This is a genomic window from Burkholderia sp. Bp8998 (assembly GCF_003854235.1).
In the GTDB taxonomy this organism is placed as follows: domain Bacteria; phylum Pseudomonadota; class Gammaproteobacteria; order Burkholderiales; family Burkholderiaceae; genus Burkholderia.
The window spans coordinates 186,571-209,173 of the sequence record NZ_QTQF01000004.1 but is presented as its reverse complement, the minus strand read 5'-3'; the positions used below and the strand labels follow the sequence as shown (position 1 = coordinate 209,173).

At 70.0% G+C, this 22,603-nt stretch carries 20 protein-coding genes; 8 read left to right on the top strand and 12 right to left on the bottom strand.

Annotated elements, in window-relative coordinates; all coding sequences use genetic code 11:
* Positions 1–158: 158 nt before the first annotated feature.
* Genes DIE06_RS07295 through mdlC form a run of 3 tightly spaced genes read right to left on the bottom strand, consistent with a single transcriptional unit; the run spans position 159 to position 4,205 of the window.
* Positions 159–1,103 (bottom strand): ketopantoate reductase family protein, encoded by a 945-nt coding sequence (locus DIE06_RS07295; RefSeq protein WP_124660815.1) that lies wholly within the window; start codon positions 1,101–1,103, stop codon positions 159–161.
* 13 nt (positions 1,104–1,116) lie between these two features.
* On the bottom strand, positions 1,117–2,568 hold the full coding sequence (locus DIE06_RS07290) for an aldehyde dehydrogenase family protein (RefSeq protein WP_124660814.1): 1,452 nt from the start codon (positions 2,566–2,568) through the stop codon (positions 1,117–1,119).
* A 29-nt stretch (positions 2,569–2,597) separates the two neighbouring features.
* Positions 2,598–4,205, bottom strand: a complete 1,608-nt coding sequence (mdlC, locus tag DIE06_RS07285; protein ID WP_124660813.1) for a benzoylformate decarboxylase — start codon at positions 4,203–4,205, stop codon at positions 2,598–2,600.
* Between the two features lie 99 nt (positions 4,206–4,304).
* Here mdlC and DIE06_RS07280 point away from each other — a divergent pair, with 99 nt between their 5' ends.
* From DIE06_RS07280 to DIE06_RS07265, 4 genes are all read left to right on the top strand, one after another.
* Complete coding sequence (locus DIE06_RS07280; RefSeq protein ID WP_124660812.1) at positions 4,305–5,216, top strand: LysR family transcriptional regulator; 912 nt, start codon at positions 4,305–4,307, stop codon at positions 5,214–5,216.
* Positions 5,217–5,390: 174 nt separating this feature from the next.
* Positions 5,391–6,785, top strand: a complete 1,395-nt coding sequence (gene dalD, locus DIE06_RS07275) for a D-arabinitol 4-dehydrogenase (RefSeq protein WP_124660811.1) — start codon at positions 5,391–5,393, stop codon at positions 6,783–6,785.
* Between the two features lie 111 nt (positions 6,786–6,896).
* Positions 6,897–8,378, top strand: coding sequence for a xylulokinase (xylB, locus tag DIE06_RS07270; RefSeq protein WP_124660810.1), 1,482 nt, complete (start codon positions 6,897–6,899; stop codon positions 8,376–8,378).
* A gap of 122 nt (positions 8,379–8,500) precedes the next feature.
* Complete coding sequence (locus DIE06_RS07265; protein WP_124660809.1) at positions 8,501–9,457, top strand: sugar-binding transcriptional regulator; 957 nt, start codon at positions 8,501–8,503, stop codon at positions 9,455–9,457.
* 80 nt (positions 9,458–9,537) lie between these two features.
* Here DIE06_RS07265 and DIE06_RS07260 read toward each other — a convergent pair whose 3' ends face one another.
* From DIE06_RS07260 to DIE06_RS07225, 8 genes are all read right to left on the bottom strand, one after another.
* A complete protein-coding gene (locus tag DIE06_RS07260) occupies positions 9,538–10,647 on the bottom strand; it encodes an ABC transporter ATP-binding protein (protein WP_124660808.1) in 1,110 nt (369 codons plus the stop codon).
* A gap of 62 nt (positions 10,648–10,709) precedes the next feature.
* Complete coding sequence (locus tag DIE06_RS07255; protein WP_124660861.1) at positions 10,710–11,387, bottom strand: HAD family phosphatase; 678 nt, start codon at positions 11,385–11,387, stop codon at positions 10,710–10,712.
* 77 nt (positions 11,388–11,464) lie between these two features.
* Positions 11,465–12,316 carry a carbohydrate ABC transporter permease gene (locus DIE06_RS07250; protein WP_124660807.1) on the bottom strand — a complete coding sequence of 284 codons (852 nt, stop codon included), beginning with the start codon at positions 12,314–12,316 and terminating at the stop codon, positions 11,465–11,467.
* The gene (locus tag DIE06_RS07245) at positions 12,313–13,260 is read right to left on the bottom strand and encodes a carbohydrate ABC transporter permease (RefSeq protein ID WP_124660806.1); all 948 of its coding nucleotides are present in this window, start codon (positions 13,258–13,260) and stop codon (positions 12,313–12,315) included. The genes DIE06_RS07250 and DIE06_RS07245 overlap by 4 nt, the downstream gene beginning before the upstream one ends.
* 102 nt (positions 13,261–13,362) lie before the next feature.
* Positions 13,363–14,688, bottom strand: a complete 1,326-nt coding sequence (locus DIE06_RS07240; RefSeq protein ID WP_124660805.1) for a sugar ABC transporter substrate-binding protein — start codon at positions 14,686–14,688, stop codon at positions 13,363–13,365.
* An 82-nt stretch (positions 14,689–14,770) separates the two neighbouring features.
* Positions 14,771–16,123 carry a D-tagatose-bisphosphate aldolase, class II, non-catalytic subunit gene (locus tag DIE06_RS07235; RefSeq protein WP_124660804.1) on the bottom strand — a complete coding sequence of 451 codons (1,353 nt, stop codon included), beginning with the start codon at positions 16,121–16,123 and terminating at the stop codon, positions 14,771–14,773.
* Positions 16,111–17,067, bottom strand: coding sequence for a sugar kinase (locus tag DIE06_RS07230; RefSeq protein ID WP_124660803.1), 957 nt, complete (start codon positions 17,065–17,067; stop codon positions 16,111–16,113). Before DIE06_RS07230 ends, DIE06_RS07235 begins: the two co-directional genes overlap by 13 nt.
* A 73-nt stretch (positions 17,068–17,140) precedes the next feature.
* Entirely contained in the window at positions 17,141–17,917 is a 777-nt protein-coding gene (locus DIE06_RS07225) for an L-iditol 2-dehydrogenase (protein ID WP_124660802.1), read from the bottom strand.
* A gap of 328 nt (positions 17,918–18,245) precedes the next feature.
* Between DIE06_RS07225 and DIE06_RS07220 the strand changes: the two genes are divergently transcribed.
* Genes DIE06_RS07220 through DIE06_RS07205 form a run of 4 tightly spaced genes read left to right on the top strand, consistent with a single transcriptional unit; the run spans position 18,246 to position 21,354 of the window.
* The gene (locus DIE06_RS07220) at positions 18,246–18,707 is read left to right on the top strand and encodes a Fur family transcriptional regulator (protein ID WP_014896195.1); all 462 of its coding nucleotides are present in this window, start codon (positions 18,246–18,248) and stop codon (positions 18,705–18,707) included.
* 47 nt (positions 18,708–18,754) lie between these two features.
* The gene (locus tag DIE06_RS07215) at positions 18,755–19,669 is read left to right on the top strand and encodes a metal ABC transporter solute-binding protein, Zn/Mn family (protein WP_124660801.1); all 915 of its coding nucleotides are present in this window, start codon (positions 18,755–18,757) and stop codon (positions 19,667–19,669) included.
* Positions 19,670–19,682: 13 nt separating this feature from the next.
* Positions 19,683–20,579 carry an ABC transporter ATP-binding protein gene (locus tag DIE06_RS07210; protein ID WP_124660800.1) on the top strand — a complete coding sequence of 299 codons (897 nt, stop codon included), beginning with the start codon at positions 19,683–19,685 and terminating at the stop codon, positions 20,577–20,579.
* A complete protein-coding gene (locus DIE06_RS07205) occupies positions 20,572–21,354 on the top strand; it encodes a metal ABC transporter permease (RefSeq protein ID WP_124660799.1) in 783 nt (260 codons plus the stop codon). The genes DIE06_RS07210 and DIE06_RS07205 overlap by 8 nt, the downstream gene beginning before the upstream one ends.
* Positions 21,355–21,464: 110 nt before the next feature.
* Here DIE06_RS07205 and fghA read toward each other — a convergent pair whose 3' ends face one another.
* Positions 21,465–22,313, bottom strand: a complete 849-nt coding sequence (gene fghA / locus DIE06_RS07200; protein WP_124660798.1) for an S-formylglutathione hydrolase — start codon at positions 22,311–22,313, stop codon at positions 21,465–21,467.
* Between the last annotated feature and the right edge of the window lie 290 nt (positions 22,314–22,603).

The following is a 22,603-nucleotide window of genomic DNA, read 5'->3' as shown; positions in this document are numbered from 1 at the left end:
GCTGGCGCGTGCCCGGATCTCGTGCTGCCCGGTCGGTCGACGTCCATGCATCGGCGCCGGCTCCGGCATCTTGTCCAACCCGTGTCGATCCGCCGGCATCGCCTGCATGCGGCGCGCCCGGATCGTTGTGCGGCACAAGCCGGCCGCCGGCCTGATGCTCAGTTCATCCGTGCGTCGATCAGCCGGACGAGCGCAAGCAGCGTGTCGGAATGCGGCACCGCGACGCCCGTCTCGCGCGCGGCCTCCACGACCTGTCCGTTGATCGCGTCGATCTCGGTACGGCGGCCCGCGAGCACGTCCTGCAGCATCGACGGCCGATGGCCGCGATGCGCGTGGATCGCATGCTCGACGTTGCGTGCGATGCGTTCGCCGTCCACGGCGATGCCTTTCGCACGCGCGACGGCGGCCGTCTCCGCCGCGATCGCGAGCGCGAGCCGCGGGCCGTCCGGTTCGCGACCGAGCTGGTCGACCGTGCAGCCGGTCGCCGCGCACAGCGTGTTGAGCGCCGCGTTGAACGCAACCTTTTCCCAGATCGCGGCCCACACGTCCGCATCGAGCGAACACGCGAGCCCGGCACGCGACAGCGCGTCGGCCACGGCCGCCGCGAACGGGCGCGCCGCGCCGTCGGCCGTCCTCATGCGGATCGTACCCGCACCGTGCGAGCGCACGCGCCCCGCCCCGGCGAAGTCGGCCGGCCACGTGGTGACGCCGACCAGAATGCGCTCGAGCGGCACGATCGCGTTCAGCGTCTCGACGTTGCCGAGGCCGTTCTGCAGCGTCAGCACGTATGTACGCGGCGTCAGCAATGCGCGTACGCCTTCGAGCGCCGCACGCGTGTGCAACGATTTCGTGAAAACGATCAGCAGGTCGAATGGTGTGTCGGGCGATGCGCTTGCCGCCGCATTCGCCGCTTCCGGCCGCACGGCCTGCAACGCACGGATGCGGCGTTCGCCGCGATCGTCGTCGATACGCAGCCCGTCGCGGCGGATCGCATCGAGATGCGCGTCGTTCACGTCGATCAGCGTGACGGCCTCGCCGTGCTCGGCCAGCAGCCCGCCGAACAACGAGCCCATCGCGCCGGCACCGAGAATCGCAATCTTCATCGTCGGCAGCCTCTCAGAACGGATAGTGGCGCGACGCCGTCTGCACGGTGATCCAGCGCAGGTCCGTGAACGCGGCGATGCCGGCCTTGCCGCCGAAATGGCCGAAACCGCTGTCCTTCACGCCGCCGAACGGCATCTGCGCCTCGTCGTGCACGGTCGGCCCGTTCACGTGGCAGATGCCCGATTCGATGCGCGCCGCGACGCGCATCGCGCGCGCGACATCGCGGCTGAACACGGCCGACGCCAGCCCGAACGCATTGTCGTTCGCGCAGCGGATCGCGGCCGCCTCGCCGTCGACCCGCACGATGCCCTTCACCGGCCCGAACGATTCCTCCGCGTAAATCCGCATCGCGGGCGTCACGTGATCCAGCAGCGTTGCCGGGAACAGCGTGCTGTCCGACTTGCCGCCGCAGCGCAGCGTCGCGCCGTGCGCGAGCGCATCGTCGATCAGCGCGTTGCACCGCTCGACCGCGTTCATGTCGATCAACGAGCCGAGCACGACGGGCCCGCGACGCGGATCGCCGAGCGGCAGCGACGCAGCCTTGGCGGCGAGCTTCGCGACGAACGCGTCGGCGATCGATGCGTCGACGACGATCCGCTCGGTCGACATGCAGATCTGTCCGGAATTCGCGAACGCGCCGAATGCGGCCGCCGCGACCGCCGCGTCGAGATCCGCATCGTCGAGCACGACGAACGGCGCCTTGCCGCCGAGTTCGAGCACCGACGGTTTCAGATGGCGCGCGCACGCTTCGGCGACGATCCGCCCGACGCGCGTCGATCCGGTGAAATTCACGCGACGCACGGCCGGATGGGCGATCAGGGCGTCGACGACGGCGCCCGCATCCTCGGGCGCGTTCGTCACGAAGTTCACGACGCCCGGCGGCAGCCCGGCCTCCTGCAGCGCCTCGACGATCAGCCCGTGCGTGACCGGGCACAGTTCGGAGCCCTTCAGCACGACCGTGTTGCCGCAGGCGAGCGGCAGCGCGAGCGCGCGCGTCGCGAGGATCACCGGCGCGTTCCACGGCGCGATGCCGAGTACGACGCCCGCGGGCTGCCGCACGCCCATCGCGAGCGAACCGGGCACATCGGACGGGATCAGCTCGCCGCCGATCTGCGTGGTCAGCGACGCGGCCTCGACGAGCCCGCTCGCGGCGAGGTGTACGTTGAAGCCGGCCCACAGCGCCGACGCGCCCGTTTCGGCCGCCATCGCGGCGACGAACTGCTCGTGCTTCGCTTCGAGCGCGGCAGCGGCCTTCAGCAGCAGCGCGCGGCGCGCACCGGGGCCGAGCGCGGCCCATTCGGGAAACGCACGGGCGGCCGCGTCGGCCGCCGCGCGGGCATCGTCGACCGTGCACGCGGGCGCGGCCGACGCGACTTCGCCGTCGAGCGGGTTGCGGCGCACGAAGGTCGCGCCGCTGGACGAATGGCGGCGTTCGCCGCCGATCAACATCGATAGGGTTTGCATGGATTCTCCGGAACGACGCGCCACGCGCGTCAGGCAACCTCGACGTCGACGACGACGGGCGTATCGGCCCGCAGCGCATCCGTCAGCGTGTCGTGCAGGTGCGCGGCATCGGCGACGCGGATGCCGCGACACCCCATCCCTTGCGCGAGCGCGACGAAATCCAGATCGGGCAGATCGGTGCCCTGCACCGGATCGTCGGGGCCGAAGCCGAACACCGGCGCGAATTCCTGCAGTGCCGCGTAGCGGCGATTGTTCAGGATCACGAACGTGATCGGCAGCCTCAGCTGCGCGGCGCTCCACACTGCCTGGATCGAATAGAGGCTCGACCCGTCGCCGATCAGCCCGATCACGCGCCGCCCCGGCTGCGCGAGCGCGACGCCGACCGCGGCCGGCATCCCGTAGCCGAGCCCGCCGCTGTCCATCGTGTAGAACGTGCCGCTTCGCGTGAACGGCAGGTGCGCCTGCATCACCGGCCGCGCGCTCGGCGCTTCCTCGACGACGATGTCGTGCGCGTCGCGCACGTCGGCGAGCGTCTGCAACGCGAATGCCACCGACATCCGCTCGCCGGCGGCCGGCGCGTCGGCGCGCGCACGCGCCGGCCGCGGCGCGGGCATCGGCCGCCCGGCCGGCGCCGGCCGGGCCAGCAGGTCGCGCGCCGCGAGCCGCAGGTTGCCGACGACCGCGTCGCCCGACGGCGTCCACGCGGCGATGCCGGGATCGTCGACGAGCTGCACGAGCGTGGCGCCCGGCGGCACGTGCGGGCCGAAGCCCTCGATGTGATAGGTGAACGCGGGCGCGCCGAACGCGAACACGAGATCGTGCCCGTCGAGCCGCGCGACGATCTTCTCGCGAATCGCGGGCAGGAAGCCGGCGAACAGCGGATGGTCCTCGGGAAAGCTGCAGCGCCCCGACATCGGCGCGACGTACACGCTGGCCCGGTGCCGCTCGGCGAGCCGCACGACGTCGTCCCACGCACCGGCCCGATCGACGGCCGCGCCGACCACCAGCGCGGGACGCCGCGCGGCATCGAGCGCGTCGCCGAGCCGTGCGAGCGCATCGGGGTCGGGCCGCACGACGCTGCTCACGTCGCGGCGCGGCAGCAACTCGGCCGGCTGGTCCCAGTCGTCAACCGGGATCGATACGAACACGGGGCCGCGCGGCTCCTGCATCGCGATCCGGTACGCACGCGCGATCGCGGCCGGCACGTCCTGCGCACGCGCGGGCTCGATGCTCCATTTCACGTACGGCTTCGGCAGTTCGGCGGCCTGCGTCGCGCCGAGGAACGGATCGAACGGCAGGATCGCGCGCGCCTGCTGGCCGGCGGTGACGATCAGCGGCGTACGGTTCCTGAACGCGGTGAACAGGTTACCCATCGCGTTGCCGACGCCGGCCGCCGAATGCAGATTGACGACCGCCGCATTGCCGGTGGCCTGCGCATGACCGTCCGCCATCCCGACCACGACGGCCTCCTGCAGGCCGAGCACGTAGCGGAAATCGGCGGGGAAATCGCGGAACATCGGCAGCTCGGTCGAGCCGGGATTGCCGAACACGCGATCGATGCCGAACTGGCGAAACAGGTCGATGACGGCGTCGCGGACGGTGATCGGGGCGGCGGATTGGGACGGGTTGCCGGACATGCTCGGGCGTCTCCTCGGTGGCTTGGCGATTTCCACAGTATCGAAGCGCGAGTCATTCGCGGATACTGTATTTTCTGCGAAAAGCCATTACGGTTCGGCATGACTTTCGATCTCCGACAATTGCGTGCGTTCACGACCATCGTCGCGTGCGGCAGCCTCGGCCGCGCGGCCGACGCGCTGCACGTGACCCAGCCGGCGCTGAGCCGGATCCTGAAGCGGCTCGAGGACCAGATCGGCGCGCCGCTGTTCGAGCGCCATTCGAAAGGCGTGCAGCTGACCGCGTTCGGCGAGGCGCTGCTGCCGCACGCGACGCTGCTGCAGCACGAGGCCCAGCACGCGCGCGAGGAGCTCGACGCGATGCGTGGCTTCGCGAAGGGCACGATCAAGGTCGGCGCGGTGGGCAGCATCGCGAGCCTCGTGCTGCCGGTCGCGGTCGGCCGCGTGCTCGACCGCTGGCCGAACCTGCGCGTCGAGATTCTCGAAGGCGTGTGGGACCGGCTCGCGGAAGGGCTCCACAAGCACGAGATCGATCTCGCGCTGTCCGCGCACGGGCCCGACACCGACGAGATCGTCGCGATTCCGGAGTGCCGCTGGGAAGATCGCAGCCATATCGTTGCGGCACCGCACCATCCGCTGCGCGCGCTCGGCCGCCCGCCGACGCTCGCCGACACGCTGCACGCGCGCTGGGCGATTCCGCCGCGCGGCACCGCGCCGTTCGACCACATGCGCGCGACCTTCGACGTGCACGGGCTCGCGTTGCCCGACATCGCGGTCGAGACGCGCTCGGTCACGACGCTGAAGAGCCTCGTCGCGCACGCGGGGTTCCTGAGCTGGATGGCCGAGCCGATGTACGGCGCCGAACAGCGCGCCGGCACGATCGATACGCTGCCGGTGCGCGAGGTCGTCGCGATACGCACGCTCACCGCGTTCCGCCGCCGCCACGGCATCCTGCCGGGGCCGGCCGGCAAGCTGCTCGACGAACTCGTCGCATTGACGCGCGACGGGCGCTGACGCCCGTCCCCGCCGTCGACAAGCGGTGCAAGCGACGCGCGCGCCGCCGCGGCGCACCATCGAAACGCCATGTTCCCGCCTTGACTTTCGCGCGCCCAAATACGATCATTCGCTCACGTAAAGAGCAAATGATCGTATTCGACAGGAAAGACTGGCACGAACAGGAGACACCGGATGAGCGAATCGTCCCCCGCCCATGCGCCCGTGCTGCTGCACATCGGCGCAGGCTCGTTCCACCGCGCGCACCAGGCGTGGTATCTGCATCGCGCGAACGCGGCCGTACCGGCCGACGAACGCTGGTCGCTGACCGTCGGCAACATCCGCGACGACATGCGCGCGACGATGGACGCGCTCGCCGCCCAGCACGGCGCCTACACGCTCGAAACCGTCACGCCGCAAGGCGAGCGCGCCTACGAAACGATCCGCGCGATCTCGCGCGTGCTGCCGTGGTCGATCGATCTCGCCGCGCTGATCGATGCCGGCGCCGATCCGGCGTGCCGGATCGTGTCGTTCACCGTCACCGAAGGCGGCTACTACCTCGACGAACACGACCGGCTCGACCTCGCGAACCCCGATCTCGCGGCCGACCTGCAGGGCGCGCGCACGACGCTGTACGGCGCGCTCGCGGCGCTGCTCGCCGAGCGTGTGATACGCAGCGCGGGCCCGCTCACGCTGCAGAGCTGCGACAACCTGCGCAACAACGGCGCGCGCTTTCGCGCGGGCATGCGCGAATTCCTCGAACGGCGCGGCGAGGCCGGCCTGCTCGCCTGGTTCGATGCGAACGTCGCGACGCCGAGCGCGATGGTCGACCGCATCACGCCGCGCCCGACCGCCAACGTGCGCGAACGCGTGCGCGCGGCCACCGGCGTCGACGACGCGTGTCCGGTGATGGGCGAATCGTTCATCCAGTGGGTGATCGAGGACCGCTTCGCGGCGGGCCGGCCGCGCTGGGAGCTGGCCGGCGCGGAACTGGTCGACGACGTGCATCCGTACGAGGAAGCGAAGATCCGCATCCTCAACGCGACGCACAGCTGCATCGCGTGGGCCGGAACGCTCGCGGGCCACACGTACATCCACGAAGGCATGCACGACGCGGCGATCCGCCGCTTCGCGCACGACTACGTGACGCAGGACGTGATCCCGTGTCTCAGCCCGAGCCCGCTCGACCTCGAACGCTACCGCGACGTCGTGCTCGAACGTTTCGGCAATCCGTACGTGCTCGACACGAACCAGCGCGTCGCGGCCGACGGCTTCTCGAAGATTCCCGGCTTCATCGCGCCGACGCTCGCCGAATCGTTCGCGCGCGGCGCGGCACCAGTCGCTACCGCCGTGCTGCCGGCGCTGTTCCTGCGTTTTCTCGAACGCTGGGCGCGCGGCTTGCTGCCGTATGCGTACCAGGACGGCGTGATGGACGACGGCGCCGCGCGAGCGATCGTCGAAGCCGACGACCCGGTCGTCGCGTTGTGCGCGAGCCGCGCGCTGTGGGGCTCGCTCGCCGGCAACGCGGCGCTGTTCGAAGCGCTGCGCGCCGGGCTCGCGCGCGTCGACGCATGGCTCGCGCAGCGCTGATGCGCGGCCCCGGGCCGGGCAAAGCGGCCGCGCATCCGGGCGAACCTGCGTTGGCATGCGTGCACGCGGACGGCTAAAGTAGCGGCTCCTCACTGACGGAACGGATCGCTCATGTATCTCGGCATCGACCTCGGCACCTCGGAAGTGAAGGTGCTGCTGCTGGCCCCGGACGGCACCGTGGTCGGCACCGCGGGCACGCCGTTCAGCGTGTCGCGGCCGCACCCGCGCTGGGCGGAACAGCATCCGGACGACTGGTGGCAAGGCACGCTCGCCGCACTCGCGGCGCTGCGCGCGCGGCATCCGCATGCCTTCGCGCAGGTGCGCGGGATCGGCCTGTCCGGACAGATGCACGGCGCGGTGCTGCTCGGCCGCGACGATCGCGTGCTGCGCCCCGCGATCCTGTGGAACGACATGCGCAGCGCCGACGAATGCGCGCTGCTCACCGAACGCGCGCCCGATCTGCACGCGCTGGCCGGCAATCTCGCGATGCCCGGCTTCACCGCGCCGAAACTGCTGTGGGTCGCGAAGCACGAACCCGACGTGTTCGCCGCGACCGCGTGCGTGCTGATGCCGAAGGACTACCTGCGCTTCCGGCTCACCGGTGCGAAGGTGTCCGATCCGTCCGACGCGGCCGGCACGCTGTGGCTCGACGTCGCGCGCCGCGACTGGTCCGACGCGCTGCTCGCCGCGTGCGACATGACGCGCGACCAGATGCCGCGCATCGTCGAAGGCAACGCGCCGTCCGGCACGCTGCGCGCGGACGTCGCGCGCGAACTCGGGCTGTCGGAGGCCGTCGTGGTGGCGGGCGGCGGCGGCGACAACGCGACGAGCGCGCTCGGCATCGGCGCGATCCATGCGGGCGATGGCTTCGTGTCGCTCGGCACGTCGGGCGTGCTGAGCGTGGTCGGCGACCGCTTCATGCCGAATCCCGCATCCGCCGTGCATGCGTTCTGTCATGCGATCCCCGATCGTTGGCAACTGATGAGCGTCGTGCTGTCGGCCGCGAGCTGCCTGCGCTGGGTCTGCAAGCTGACGGGCACCGACGAGCCGGCGCTGCTCGCCGAAATCGAGGCGCTCGACGCGGACGCGCTCGCGACCGCGCCGCTGTTCCTGCCCTACCTGTCCGGCGAACGCACGCCGCACAACGATCCGTATGCGCAGGGCGTGTTCTTCGGGATGACGCACGCGACCGAACGCGCGCATCTCGGCTACGCGGTGCTGGAAGGCGTGACGCTCGGCCTCGCGGACGGCCTCGATGCGCTGCACACGGCCGGCGTCGAAACCGACCGGCTGTCGCTGATCGGCGGCGGCGCGCGCAGCGCGTTCTGGGCGCAGCTGATCGCCGACGCGCTGAACGTGCGCACGCGCCAGCACGGCGGCGGCGAAACGGGTGCGGCGCTCGGCGCGGCGCGGCTGGGCTGGCTCGCGGTCGGCGGCGATCCGCATGTCGTGCTGACCAAGCCCCCGGTGCGCGCCGAATATGCGCCCGACACCGCCCGTCATGCGCAGCTGCGCGAACGCCTCGACGCATTCCGCGCGCTGTATCGCCACGTGCGCCCGCTTTACGAACCGTCGCGCGCGCGGCTCGCGTAAGCGCCGCCGCGGCGACGCGCCGTGGCCGTCGGCCGCGCCCGGCATGCGTTACAGTGGATGCCGTTGCGCCGCCCGACGGACGGCCCGCGGGGCGGCCCCCAGATCCAAACCGAACCGCTATCGTGTCCAAGTCCTCAGAAAAACTCGATCTCGCCACGCGTGCCGCGTGGCTCTACTACGTCGCGGGCGACACGCAGAACGAGATCGCCGAGAAGCTGCAGGTGTCGCGCCCGGTCGCGCAGCGCCTCGTCGCGTTCGCGGTCGAGAAGAACCTGATCCGCGTGCGCGTCGATCACCAGCTCGCCGACTGTCTCGACCTCGGCGCGCAACTGTCGAAACGCTACGGGCTCGCGATGTGCGAAGTCGTGCCCGTCGATGCCGATGCCCCCGAAGCGATCGACCGCAAGCTCGCGGTCGCCGGCGCGCAGGTGATGGAGCGCTACCTGAACGAAACGCGGCCGATGGTGATCGCCGTCAGCAGCGGCCGGACGCTGAAGGCCGCGGTCGCGCAGATCGCGCAGATCGAGCGGCCGCAGCACCGGCTCGTGTCGATGGTCGGCGCGATCGCGGCCGACGGCTCGTCGAACCGCTACGACGTCGCGCAGTACATCTCCGAGAAGACCGGCGGCAAGCACTTCCTGCTGCCCGCGCCGCTGTTCGCCGACAGCGACGCCGAGCGCGCGCAGTGGTGCAATCACCGGCTGTACCGGATCGTCGATGCGCTGTCGGCGCAGGCCGACGTCGCGTTCGTCGGGATCGGCAACATCGGCCCGCATTGCCCGCTCTACGAGGACGGCTTCATCACCGAACAGGAACGCGACGAAATGACCGCGCTCGGCGCGGTGGCCGAACTGCTCGGCGTGCCGATCGATGCACAGGGCAGGCTGGTCGACGTGTCGACGAGCGCGCGCGTGACGAGCGTCGCGCTACACACGCCACCGAAGCGTCCGACGATCGCGTTCGCGGGCGGCCCGAAGAAGCGCGACGCGGTGATCGCCGCGCTGCGCGGCGGCTGGCTGTCGGGGCTCGTCACCGACGAGACCTGTGCGCGCGCGGCGCTCGAGGCGAAGGCGGCCTGACGCCGCTGAACGGGCGCGCCTGTCGTCCACCCCCTGCGGCGCACGGCACGCGCGACCAGCGCGCGCCGTGCGCCCGTGCATCACGCCGCCTTCGCGTGCGCGCTCAGCCGCCGGAACGCCTGACCCTGCTCGTCGAACAGGTGGCAGTGCTCGGCCTGCGCGTGCACGTGCAGCGCCTCGCCGGTGCGGTACGTGTCGAGCGGCGGAATCCGCGCGATCAGCCCGTCCGGCGCGACGGCCGACTCCGCATACAGATACGCGGCATCGCCGAGCGATTCGACGGCCATCGTCCGTGCCGCGACGCCGGTCGCCGCCTGCCCCACCAGCAGATGCTCGGGCCGCACGCCGACCGTGACGGCCGCGCCGCGCTGCAGCGCCGCCGCCTCGACCGCGACGCGCTGCGTCTCGCCGCTGTCGAAGCGCACCAGCACGCCGGTCGCGTCGACCGACTCGACCGTGCCCTTCAGGAAGTTCATCTTCGGCGAGCCGATGAAACCCGCGACGAACTGGTTGGCCGGCGCGTGGTACAGCGCGTTCGGCGTGCCGACCTGCTGCACCGCGCCGCCCGACAGCACGACGATCTTGTCGGCGAGCGTCATCGCCTCGACCTGGTCGTGCGTCACATAGATCATCGTCGTCTTCAGCTCGTCGTGCAGCCGCGCGAATTCCAGGCGCATCTTCACGCGCAGCGCGGCATCGAGGTTCGACAACGGCTCGTCGAACAGGAACACCTTCGGCTTGCGCGTGATCGCGCGGCCGATCGCGACGCGCTGCCGCTGGCCGCCCGACAGTTGCTTCGGCTTGCGGTCGAGCAGATGATCGATGTGCAGGATCTTCGCGGCCTGCTTCACCGCCTGGTCGATCTCCGGCTTCTTCGCGCCGGCGAGCTTCAGGCCGAACGCCATGTTGTCGTACAGCGTCATGTGCGGATACAGCGCATACGACTGGAACACCATCGCGATGCCGCGCTTCGCGCTCGGCACGTCGTTGACCTTCGCGCCGTCGATCAGCAGGTCGCCGCTCGAGATGTCCTCGAGCCCGGCGATCATCCGCATCAGCGTGGATTTGCCGCAGCCGCTCGGCCCGACGAACACGACGAATTCGCCGTCGGCGATGTCGAGGTTCACGTTGCGAAGCACTTCGGTGTCGTCGTAGCGCTTCGCGATGTTGCGCAGGAGCACGCTTGCCATGGTCTGTCTCCGTTCGTTCGTGATGCGCCGCGTTCGACGCGGCGCGCAATCGTTCGTGGTTGCTAGCTCGGCAGCACGGCGCCGGTCGCCTGCCAGCGCGCGACGTAGCCGGGCAGCTCGTGCATGTCGTCGAATACGTGACGCGCGCCGATCCCGCGCAGCGCGTCGATCTGCGCGGCCGACGCATGCCCGCCGCCGACGAAGCCGAGCACGGTCATGCCTGCCGCGGCGGCCGCGGTGATGCCGGTCGCGCTGTCCTCGACGACGAGGCATTGCGCGGGCACCACGCCGAGCGCGCGCGCGGCCGCGAGATACACGTCGGGCGCCGGCTTCGGCCGCGCGACTGAATCCGCGCAGAACAACCGGTCGCCGAAGAAGCGCGCGAGGCCGGTGCGCGCGAGCGCCGCCTCGACGTACGTGCGGTAGCTGTTGCTCGCGCATGCGGTCGTCAGCGCGAGCGCCGCGAGTGCCGTATCGATCCCGTCGACCATCGGCGCATTGACGGCCGCCGCCTCGACCGCGCGGCGGATCGCGTCGACGTCGTCGGCCGTCAGCGTGCGGCCGACGGCCTCGCCCGCGCCGGCCAGCACGCGCTCGATGCGCAGTCCGAGCAGCGGCATCACCGCCGGCCGCGCATCGACGCCCGGCCAGCGCGCGTCGAGTTCGCGCACGATCACGTCGGCGGCGACGGCCTCGCTGTCGATCAGCACGCCGTCGCAATCGCAGATCAGCACGTTCATGCCGTGGCCGATCGCACCTTCGCCGGCCGCGCCTTCGCCGGTCGCACCTTCGCCGGCCGCACCTTCGCCGGCCGCGCTCATTTGACCGCCCCGAACGTGAGCCCGCGCACGAGCTGCTTCTGCGACAGCCAGCCGACGACCAGGATCGGCGCGACCGCGAGCAGGGAAGCTGCGGAAAGCTTCGCCCAGAACAGCCCCTCGGGGCTCGAGTACGACGCGATGAACACGGTCAGCGGCGCGGCGTTCGAGCTCGACAGGTTGATGCTCCAGAACGCCTCGTTCCACGACAGGATCACGAGCAGGAGCGCGGTGGACGCGAGCCCCGGCAGCGCCATCGGCATCAGCAGGTAGACGATCTCCTGCCACGTCGACGCGCCGTCGATGCGCCCTGCCTCGAGGATGTCCTTCGGGATCTCGTTGAAGTACGTGAAGGTCATCCACACCGCGATCGGCAGGTTGATCAGCGTGTACACGATCACGAGACCCGACACGGTATCGAGCAGCCCCGCGTTCTTCCACAGCAGGTAGATCGGCACGAGCACGCCGACCGACGGCATCATCTTGGTCGACAGCATCCACAGCAGCACCTTCTGCGTGCGGTGGTTCGGGAAGAACGCCATCGCGTAGGCGGCCGGCACCGCGAGCAGCAGCGAGATCACCGTGACGCCCGCCGAGATCAGCACCGAGTTCCACGCGAACGAGAAGTAGTTGCTGCGCGCGAACACCTCGCGGAAGCTGTCGAGCGTCGGCATGAAGAACAGCGTCGACGCGTACGCCTGCTGCTCGGTCTTGAACGCGGTGATCGCCATCCAGAAGATCGGGAAGAACAGCAGCAGCGCGAGCAGCCACGCGAGCGCGCCGGGCAGCGCGCGCCGCACGAGGTCGAGCGGGGCCGGCGCGCGCCGGCCTTCGAAAGTCAGGTCGCTCATTTTTCGTACTCCCCCTTCAGGTTGCGCGCGAGCATCCGCACCAGGAAGAACGACACGACGTTCGCGACCACGACGGCGATGATCCCGCCCGCGGATGCGAGGCCGACGTCGAACTGCTGCAGGCCGAGCGCGTAGATCAGGTACGACAGGTTGGTCGTCGCATTGCCCGGGCCGCCGCCCGTCGTCGTGTAGATCTCCGCGAAGATCGACAGCAGGAAGATCGTCTCCATCATCACGACCACGGCGATCGCGCGCTTCAGGTGCGGCAGCGTGATGTAGAGGAACATCGCGATCGGGCCCGCGCCGTCGATGCGCGCGGCTTCCTTCTGCTCCTGGTCGAGCGACTGGATCGCGGTGAACAGGATCAGGAACGCGAACGGCAGCCACTGCCACGCGACGATGATGATCACGGCGGTGAGCGGGTAATCGGCGAACCAGTCGATCGGCGTCATCCCGAGCGCGCGCATCGCGTTCGCGACGAGCCCGTACACCGGATGCAGGATCATGTTCTTCCAGATCAGCGCGGCGACCGTCGGCATCACGAAGAACGGCGCGATCACGAGCAGGCGCGCCACGCCCTGCCCGTAGAACTTGCGGTCGAACAGCACGGCCATCAGCACGCCGCCGACCACGGTGATCGCAAGCACCGCGCCGATCAGCACGAGCGTGTGCCAGATCGCGGGCAGGAACGACGGATCGGTCGCGAGGAAGCGGTAGTTGTCGAGGCCCGCGAAGCCCTTCACGTCCGGGTTCAGCAGGTTGTAGCGCGAGAACGAATACCAGATCGTCATCGCGAGCGGAATCGACATCCACAGCAGCAGCACCGCGACGGACGGCGACACGAGCCAGCTGGCGCCGCCGCGCGCACGGCGCGGCGCGCCCGGCGGCGACGACGCGTCGCCGACCGACGGCGCGTGGCTCAGGGGAAGACGTAAATGACGCATGATCGGAGTCCCTCCGGTTGAGGCGCGGGCGCGAACGACCGGCCCGCGTTTCTGCTTCGGCGGCGTGCACCGTGCGCTGTGGCGCGCACGGTGCGGGCCGCGTCACTTCCTGTAGCCGGCCTGCCGGACCGCGCGGTCGGCGGCGGCCTGCCCGGCGGCCAGCGCCTGGTCGACCGTCATCTGGCCGGCCACCGCACCCGCGATCGCCTGGCCGACGACCGTGCCGAACGACTGGAATTCAGGAATCCCGACGTACTGCACGCCCGTGTACGGCACCTTCTTCAGCGACGGATCGTTCGGGTCGGCGGTCTCGATCGCCTTCAGCACGAAGTCCGAGAACGGCGCGGCGGCCTTGTACTCGGGGCGCTGGTAGGTCGACGCGCGCGTGCCCGGCGGCACCGACGCCCAGCCTTCGTCCTTGCCGACCATCTCGATGTACTGCTTCGACGTCGCCCACGCGATGAACTTGCGCGCGGCGTCCTGCTGCTTCGACGTCTTCGGCACGGCCAGCGCCCATGCCCACAGCCAGTGCGAGCCCTTCGGCGTGGCGGCGACCGGCGCGGCCGCGAAACCGATCCTGTCGGCGACCTGCGACTGCTGTTTGTTATAGAGCATCCCGGCCGCGACCGTCGCGTCGATCCACATCGCGCACTTGCCCGAGGCGGTCAGGGTCAGGTTCTCGTTGAAGCCGTTGGAGCTCGCTCCCGGCGGGCCGTCTTTCTTCAGCAGGTTCACGTAGAAGCCGATCGCCTTCTTCCATTCCGGCGACGTCAGCTGCGCGTTCCAGTTCTCGTCGAACCAGCGGCCGCCGAACGTGTTCACGACCGTCGACACGTACGCCATGTTCTCGCCCCACCCGGCCTTGCCGCGCAGGCAGATCCCGTAGGTGCCCTTCGCCTTGTCGGTGAGCTTGTCCGCGAACTCGGCGATCTGGTCGTAGGTCGGCTGGTCGGGCATCTTGAGCCCCTTCGCCGCGAACAGGTCCTTGCGGTAGAACGTCATCGAACTCTCGACGTAGAATGGCAGCGCATACAGCTGGCCGTTGTACGACAGGCTGTCGCGCGCCGTCTTCACGATGTCGTTCAGGTCGTAGTCGGCGGGCAGCCCCGTCATCGGCGCGAGCCAGCCGCGCTTGCCCCACTGCGGCGTCTCGTAGGTGCCGATCGCCATCACGTCGAACTGGCCGCTGCCGGTCGTGATGTCGGTGGTCGCGCGCTGGCGCAGCACGTTCTCCTCGAGGATCACCCAGTTCAGCTTGATGTCCGGGTTCGCCTTCTCGAACGCGGGCGACAGCTTCTTCAACTCGATCATGTCCGGGTTGTTCAGCGTCGCGATCGTCAGCGTGCCGGCGGACGCCGCGCACGCGGCCGTCGCGAGCGCGGCTCCGGCGAAGCCGCGCGCGGCGGCATCGAGCATCTTTCGTTGCATGGCATGTCTCCTGTGATTGTTCGACCTGTCGTCGGTGTTGCGTATTGCGTGTGTCGTGTTGCTGCGTTTCCTTCGCGGCCCGTCACGCCGGCCGCTGCATGCCGCACGCGCGCGCATAGTGCGCGATCACGTCGCGTATCCGGTGGCGCACCCACGCGCGCGGTTCCTTCGCGAGGCCGCCCGCGCGGCACGCCGCGTACACGTCCGGCAACCACTGCGCAACGAGCGTTTCAGGCACCGGCTGCCGCGCGAGATTGTCGAACAGCTGCTCGACCGCCGCCGCGACCGCCGGCTGCAGCCAGTAGTAGCGGATCCGGTCGCTGTAGCTGAACTGGCGCGCGAGCCGCTGCTCGGTCTCGTCGCCGCGGTAGTACGGTGCCCAGTGCTCGGGCTGTGCGCGCATCGCGGCGTCGACCACGTCGCGCAACCGCGAGCGCTGCGCGCCGTCGTCGATCAGCGCATCCTCGATGAAGGTAAGCGCGAACAGCGCCTCGCGCAACGCGAAGGTCAGCGCGGGGCCGACCTTCAGCACCGCGAAGTGGTCGCGCACGAGCGCGGCGAGCGCGCCTTCGGTCTGGTAGTCGGTCGAATGCGCTTCGAACACGAGGCGCGGCGTGCGCAGGATGCTCGCGCCAAGCGACGCGGCCTTCGCACTGTCGTAGTCGAGCACGTGGCGATCGTCGAAATCGACGCCCGGCTGCGCGACGATCGCGACGACACGCGTCCATGCGTCGTCGAGCCCGGCCGCCGCGAATGCGCTGCGGTGCGCGTCGAGCGTCGCCGCGATGCTGTCGCTGCGCGTGACCGCGATCCGCGCGATCGCATCACCGCCCGTGTCGCCCGCCACTTCGCCGCCCGGCGTCGGCACTTCGGTGCCGATCACGTAGACGGGCGCGACGCCGGCGCGCGCCGCCGCGTCTTCGGCCGCGCGGCACAGCGCGGCCGCGCGGACGGCGATCGTCCGGTCGTCGAGCCGCGCAGGATCGTCCGCGCACGCCATGCTCGCATCGAGGTGGATCTTCTCGAAGCCGGCTTCGACATACGCGGCGACCATCGCGGCCGCCTCGCGCATCGCGTCGGCCGCGCGGCGGTGCCGCCACGGGTTCGGGCCCAGATGGTCGCCGCCGAGCACGAGCGCCGACGGCGCGAGCCCGCAGCGCTGCGCGATCGCATCGACATCGCGCCGGAAATCGGCCGGCGTCATGCCCGTGTAGCCGCCGAGATGGTTCACCTGGTTGCAGGTCGCCTCGATCAGGAGCGGCGAGCCGTCCGCGCGCGCGGTCTCGCATGCGGCCTCCAGCACGAGCCGGTGCGCGCTGCAGATCGAATAGATGCCGCGCTGCGCATCCGCGCGGTTCGCGTCGAAGATCATCCGCAGCACGGCGTCGGCGTGCGCGCTGCGCGAGCGCTCGCCGACGGGGCTCAGGCCGGACATGCGACACCTCGCTCGGTCAGGAAACGGTCGATCTCGGCCGCGCTGCTGTTGCCCTCCATCGGGCCGCGCCGCGTGACCGCGATCGCGCCGGCCGCGTTCGCGCGGCCCAGCGCGACGTCGATCGGCATGCCGGCGACGAGGCTCGCGACCAGCGTGCCGCCGAAGCAGTCGCCGGCGCCGGTCGGATCGCGTTCGTCGACGGGATAAGCCGGCGCGTCGACGCGGCTCGCGCGATCGAACGCGACGCTGCCGGCCGCGCCGCGCTTGAGCACCACGCGCTCGAGCAGCGGATGCGTCGCGAGCAGGCCCGCGATCGCGCGCTCGGCCGGCTGCGGCCCGCAGAAGAACGGCAGGTCGGCTTCGCTCGGCAGGAACAGGTGGCACGCGGCGAGCATCTCGTCGAGTGCCGCACGCATCGGACGAAAGCTCAGCATTTCAGGGCGCACGTTCGGGTCGAACGACACCTTCGCGCCAACGCGCGCCGCTTCGATCACGCCGCGCTGCACCGCCGCGATCGCCGATTCGCTCGTCAGCGACGAGCCCATCACGTGGAAGTAGCGACAGCCGTCGAACATCGCGGTGTCGACGTCGGATGCGTCCACGCACGCGGCCGCGCTGGTGGACAGGCTGAACACGAAGCTGCGCGAGCCGTCGTCGCGATAGGCAACGAACGCGGTGCCGGTCGGACGTGCGACGCGGCGGATGCGTGCGACGTCGACGCCGTCGCGCTCGAGCCGCGCGACGATCGCGTCGCCGAACGCATCGCGGCCGACGCAGCCCGCGTAGGCGACCCGCGCACCGAGCCGCGCGGCCTGGTCGGCGAAGATCGCCGGCGCGCCGCTCGGGAACGGGCCCGCGAACAAGCCTGGCGTGTCGAAACCCTGGCCGCGCTCGGCGGCAACGAATTCGGCCAGCAGTTCGCCGGCGACGACGATCTCGGCCATCAGGCGGGCCCTCGTTCGACGGCGGCCGCTGCGTCGCGGGCCGGTCGGCTGGTTGCGCGTGCGAGCGGCGCCATCAGCTCATCCAGTTGCCGCCGTCGACGTTCAGCGTCTGGGCGGTGATGTAGTCGGCGTCGGCCGACGCGAGGAACAGCGCGGCGCCCGTCAGGTCGCCCGGCACGCCCATCCGGCCGAGCGGCACGGCTTCACCGACAAGCCGCTTCTTCTCCCCGAGCGGCCGGTTCTCGTAGCGCGCGAACAGCGCATCGACCTGCTCCCACATCGGCGTGTCGACCACGCCCGGCGCGATCCCGTTCACGTTGATCCGGTGCGGCGCGAGCGCGAGCGCGGCCGACTGCGTGTAGCTGATCACCGCGGCCTTGGTCGCGCAGTAGTGCGAAACGAGTGCCTCGCCGCGACGCCCGGCCTGCGACGACATGTTGACGATCTTGCCGCCGCGGCCCTGCTCGACCATCCGCCGCGCGACCGCCTGCAGCAGGAAGAACAGCCCCTTCACGTTCACCGCGAACAGCCGGTCGAACACGTCCCAGGATTCGTCGAGGATCGGGCGCATGTCGAACAGCGCCGCGTTGTTGAACAGGATGTCGATGCCGCCGAAGCGCTCGACGGCGGTTGCGACGATGCGCGCGATGTCATCACGGCGCGTGACGTCCGCAGTGACGGCCACCGCACGGCCAGGATGCGCCTCGATCAGTCGTGCGAGCGAACCGCTTGCCGGCTTCAGGTCGACCAGCACGCAGCGCGCGCCCTCGTCCAGATAGCGTTGCGCGACCGCTTCGCCGATGCCGCTTGCCGCGCCCGTCAGGATCGCGACCTTGTCTTCCAGTCTCACGGGTTGTCTCCGGTTCGTTCTGCTGCACGACGGCCGCGAGGTGAGCGAACGCTCGCTAGCCGATCAATTGCTCTGTCGTTGGTCGAATGATCGGATACGCGATTCATGCTGTCAAGGCGACACGGCGGCTTTCGATGATGCGCTGCGGCACGGCCGCGCCAAGCGCCGGTCGGCGACCCGCGCCCCGCAAGGCGCGGCGCGCTGGGTGCGGCGCGGCTGAAACGGCGATGAAGGGGACGGAGCGCGTGCATGGGCAGGAATTCGGGCTGCACGGCATGGAGATACGTTATATCATCGCCATACTTCGTTTCATTGCCTGCTTCACGCCATGGCCACCTCATCGCCCATCGACGCCCGGCTGTCCCGGGCCGACGCATTCGCCGCCGAGCACGGGCTCGCGTGGACGCCGCTGCGCCGTCAGGTCTACGAACGCGTGCTGGCCGCGCAGCGCCCGATCGGCGCGTACGACCTGCTCGCCGAGCTCGAGCCGCAGCGCGGCCGCGTGCCGCCCACGACCGTCTATCGCGCGCTCGATTTCCTCGTCGAGCACGGCTTCATCCACCGGATCGAATCGAAGAACGCATTCTTCGCGTGCTGCGAGATCGGCGTGCCGCACGAAGGCCAGTTCCTCATCTGCGATTCGTGCGGCGAGACCGTCGAGATTCCGGGCAGCGACCTCGCGAAACAGTTGTCCGCGAGCGAGCCTGCACACGGGTTCGAAGTCCACCACCAGGTCGTCGAGCTGAACGGCCTGTGCGGGCACTGCAAGGGCAAGCCCGCGCAACGCTGACACCGCACACGCGCGGCGCACGCGCCGCCCCTTCCAAGAGGAGTTTCATGTCCATTGCCCTGAAGCGCGCGCCGCTGCGCGCCCTGCCGCCTGCCCGCTGGCTCGCCACTGCCGTTGCCACCCTGTCGCTCTCGGTGTCCGCGTTCGCGCAGGTCGCGACCGTCAACGTCGTGGCCGCCGAGAATTTCTACGGCGACGTCGCGTCGCAAATCGGCGGCAGCCATGTCGCAGTGACGAGTATTCTCAGCAATCCGGACCAGGATCCGCACCTGTTCGAAGCGAGCCCGAAGACCGCGCGCGCGCTCCAGCACGCGCAGGTCGTGATCTACAACGGCGCCAACTACGATCCGTGGATGAGCAAGCTGCTCGGTGCGTCCAAGCAGGCGAAGCGCGCGACGATCGTCGTCGCGGATCTCGTCGGCAAGAAGGCCGGCGACAACCCGCACCTGTGGTACGACCCGGCGACCATGCCGGCCGCCGCGCGTGCGCTCGCGGCCGAGCTCGGCCGTGCCGATCCGGCGAACAAGGCCGACTACGACGCGAACCTGCAGAAGTTCGTCGCGTCGCTGAAGCCGATCGACGACAAGGTCGCCGCGCTGCGCGCGCAGTACAAGGGCGTGCCGGTGACGGCCACCGAGCCTGTGTTCGGCTACATGTCGGACGCGATCGGCCTCGACATGCGCAACCAGCGCTTCCAGCTCGCGACGATGAACGACACCGAAGCCAGTGCGCAGGACGTCGCCGCGTTCGAGAACGACCTGCGCAAGAAGCAGGTGCGCGTGCTGATCTACAACAGCCAGGCCGAAGCGCCGATGACCAAGCGCCTGCTGAAGGTCGCGCGCGACGGCGGCGTGCCGAGCGTCAGCGTCACCGAGACGCAGCCGGCCGGCAAGACGTTCCAGCAATGGATGGCCGGCCAGCTCGATGCGCTCGCGGCCGCGCTTTCCGCCAGCAAGAAATGACCCACGCAACGACATGACCGCCACTCCCCACGCACTCGCACTCGATCGCGTCACGCTCGAACTGGGCGGACGCACGATCCTGCGCGACGTGAGCTTCTCGATCGAACCCGGCGAATTCGTCGGCGTGCTCGGGCCGAACGGCGCGGGCAAGACGACGCTGATGCGCGCTGTCCTCGGCCTCGTGCCCGTCACGGGCGGCACGCTGTCGGTCGGCGGCGTGCCGGTCGCGCGCGGCAACGCGTCGATCGGCTACATGCCGCAGATCCGCAGCGGCCTCGCGAATCGCCGGATGCGCGGCTACGACTTCGTCGCGATGGCCGCCGACGGCCATCGCTGGGGGCTGCCGCACACGAACGCCGCGACGCGGCGCGACGTCGACCGCGTGCTCGATCTCGTCGGCGGCCCGACGCTCGCGCGCCGGCCGCTGTCGGAACTGTCGGGCGGCGAGCGGCAGCGCCTGCTGCTCGCGCAGTGTCTGCTCGGCAGCCCGAAGCTGCTGCTGCTCGACGAGCCGCTGATCAGCCTCGACCCGAACCACCAGCGCGGCGTCGTCGAACTCGTGCGCAATGTGCAGCGCGAGCTCGGCATCACCGTGCTGTTTTCCGCGCACGAACTGAATCCGCTGCTGAACGCGCTCGACCGCGTGCTGTATCTCGGCAACGGCGTCGCGGCGCTCGGCACCGTCGACGAGGTGATCACGAAACCGGTGCTGTCGCGGCTCTACGGCTCGCCGATCGACGTGATGCGCGTGAACGGCAAGATCTTCGTGATGTCGGGTGACGTCGAAATCGAAAAGCACGATCACGAACACGAGGACGACGACGGCCACTCGCATGGCGGCAGCGGCGGCCACGATCACGGCCATCACCACCACGGACACGCTCATCCCGGGCATTCGCACGATGTTTGAATACGACTTCATGATCAACGCGTTCGCCGCGTCGGGGATCGTCGCGGTGCTCGCGGGCATCGTCGGCTACTTCCTGGTGCTGCGCGGACAAACCTTCGCCGGCCATGCGCTGTCGCACGTCGGCTTCACGGGCGCGACCGGCGCGGTGCTGCTCGGCATCTCGCCGATCTGGGGGATGGTCGGCTTCACGCTCGCGGCCGGGATCGGAATGGGCGCGCTCGGCGAACGGCTCGCGGGCCGCGACGTCGCGATCGGCGTGATCCTGTCGGGCGCGCTCGGCTTCGGCCTGCTGTTCCTGCATTTCTACACGTCGTTCGCGACGCAGGTCACCGCGCTGCTGTTCGGCAACGTGCTCGCGGTCAGCCACGACACGCTCGCGGTGCTGGCCGGCATCGGCGCGGTGAGCCTCGTCGCACTCGCGCTGATCGCGCGGCCGCTGCTGTTCGCGTCGCTGCAGCCCGAACTGGCCGAAGCCAAGGGCGTGTCGCTGCGCACGGTGTCGATGCTGTTCCTCGCGGTGTGCGCGCTGGCGGTGGCCGCGGCGACGCAGATCGTCGGCGTGCTGCTCGTATTCACGCTGCTGGTCGGGCCGGCCGCGGCCGCGCAGAACGTGTCGACGCGGCTGTCGACCGGCGTGCTGCTCGCCGCGTTGTTCGCGCTGTTCGAGGCGTGGGTCGGGATCGCGCTCGCGTATCACACCGACTGGCCGACGAGCTTCTGGATCACCGCGCTCTCCGCGATTGTGTATGGGGCGAGCTTGTTGCGACGCCACTGATCGTCGAGCGGTGAAAATGAAAACGCCGGCCTGCCCGAAAGGCCGCCGGCGTTTTTGCATTCGCGCGCGACGAGCAGCGCGTGCTGCGGGTTACGCGTGTCGCGCCCCTTTCACCGCGCCAGCACCCGCGCATGATGCGCGACATGATCGGCAATGAACGTCGAGATGAAGTAGTAGCCGTGATCGTAGCCTTCATGCCGGCGCAGCGTCAGCGGCTGGCCGGCCTTCGCGCACGCGGCTTCGAATACGTCGGGGTTCAGCTGGTTCGCGAGAAACTGGTCGGCGAGGCCCTGGTCGACGAGGATACCGTCCGGGAATTTCGGCGCATCCGCGCGGGCGACAAGCTCGCTCGCGTCGTGCTGCTTCCACGCGTCGCGGTCGGCACCCAGGTACCCCGAGAACGCCTTCTCGCCCCACGGGCAGCGCGTCGGTGCGGCGATCGGCGCGAATGCCGACACCGACCGATACAGGCCGGGATGCCGCAGCGCGAGCGTCAGCGCACCGTGCCCGCCCATCGAGTGGCCGAAGATCCCGAGCCGCGCACCGTCGATCGGCAGTTCAGCCGCGACGAGTTCGCGCAGTTCGCCCGTCACGTACGACTCCATCCGGTAATGCGTCGACCACGGCGCTTGCGTCGCGTCGACATAGAAACCCGCACCGACGCCGAAATCCCATGCATCGGCCTCGCCCGGCACGCCCGCGCCGCGCGGGCTCGTATCGGGCATCACGAGCGCGAGGCCGTGCTGCGCCGCGTACTGCTGCGCGCCGCCCTTGATCGCGAACGTCTCCTCGGTGCACGTGAGCCCCGCGAGATAGAACAGCGCCGGCACGCGGCCGTGCGCCGCCTGCGGCGGCAGGTACACCGAGAACTTCATCGGCAGGCCGATCGCCGTCGAATCGTGGCGATAGAAGCGTTGCTCGCCACCGTGGCAAGCATGCGAAGAAACGAGTTCGAGCATGGGGTTCCCTTCCGTTCAATACAGCACGATCGGGCGAATCGATTCGCCCTTCTTCATCGGGTCGACGCCGTCGTCGAGCGTCTCGAGCGGCAGCGCGCGTGACCAGGTCGTCAGTTGCCGCGTTTGCCGTGCCACCGGTCGACACGCACGCACCGTGCGGCGTCGCATGCGGCGCGGCGTAACCGCATCGTGCTCGCCATGATCGCCGATCCTGCCGCCCGTCGCGCGTGCGAAACAGCCGGCGGCTTGCCACGACGCGTCATCGCTGGCGCAAAACGACAAGCGTCCGA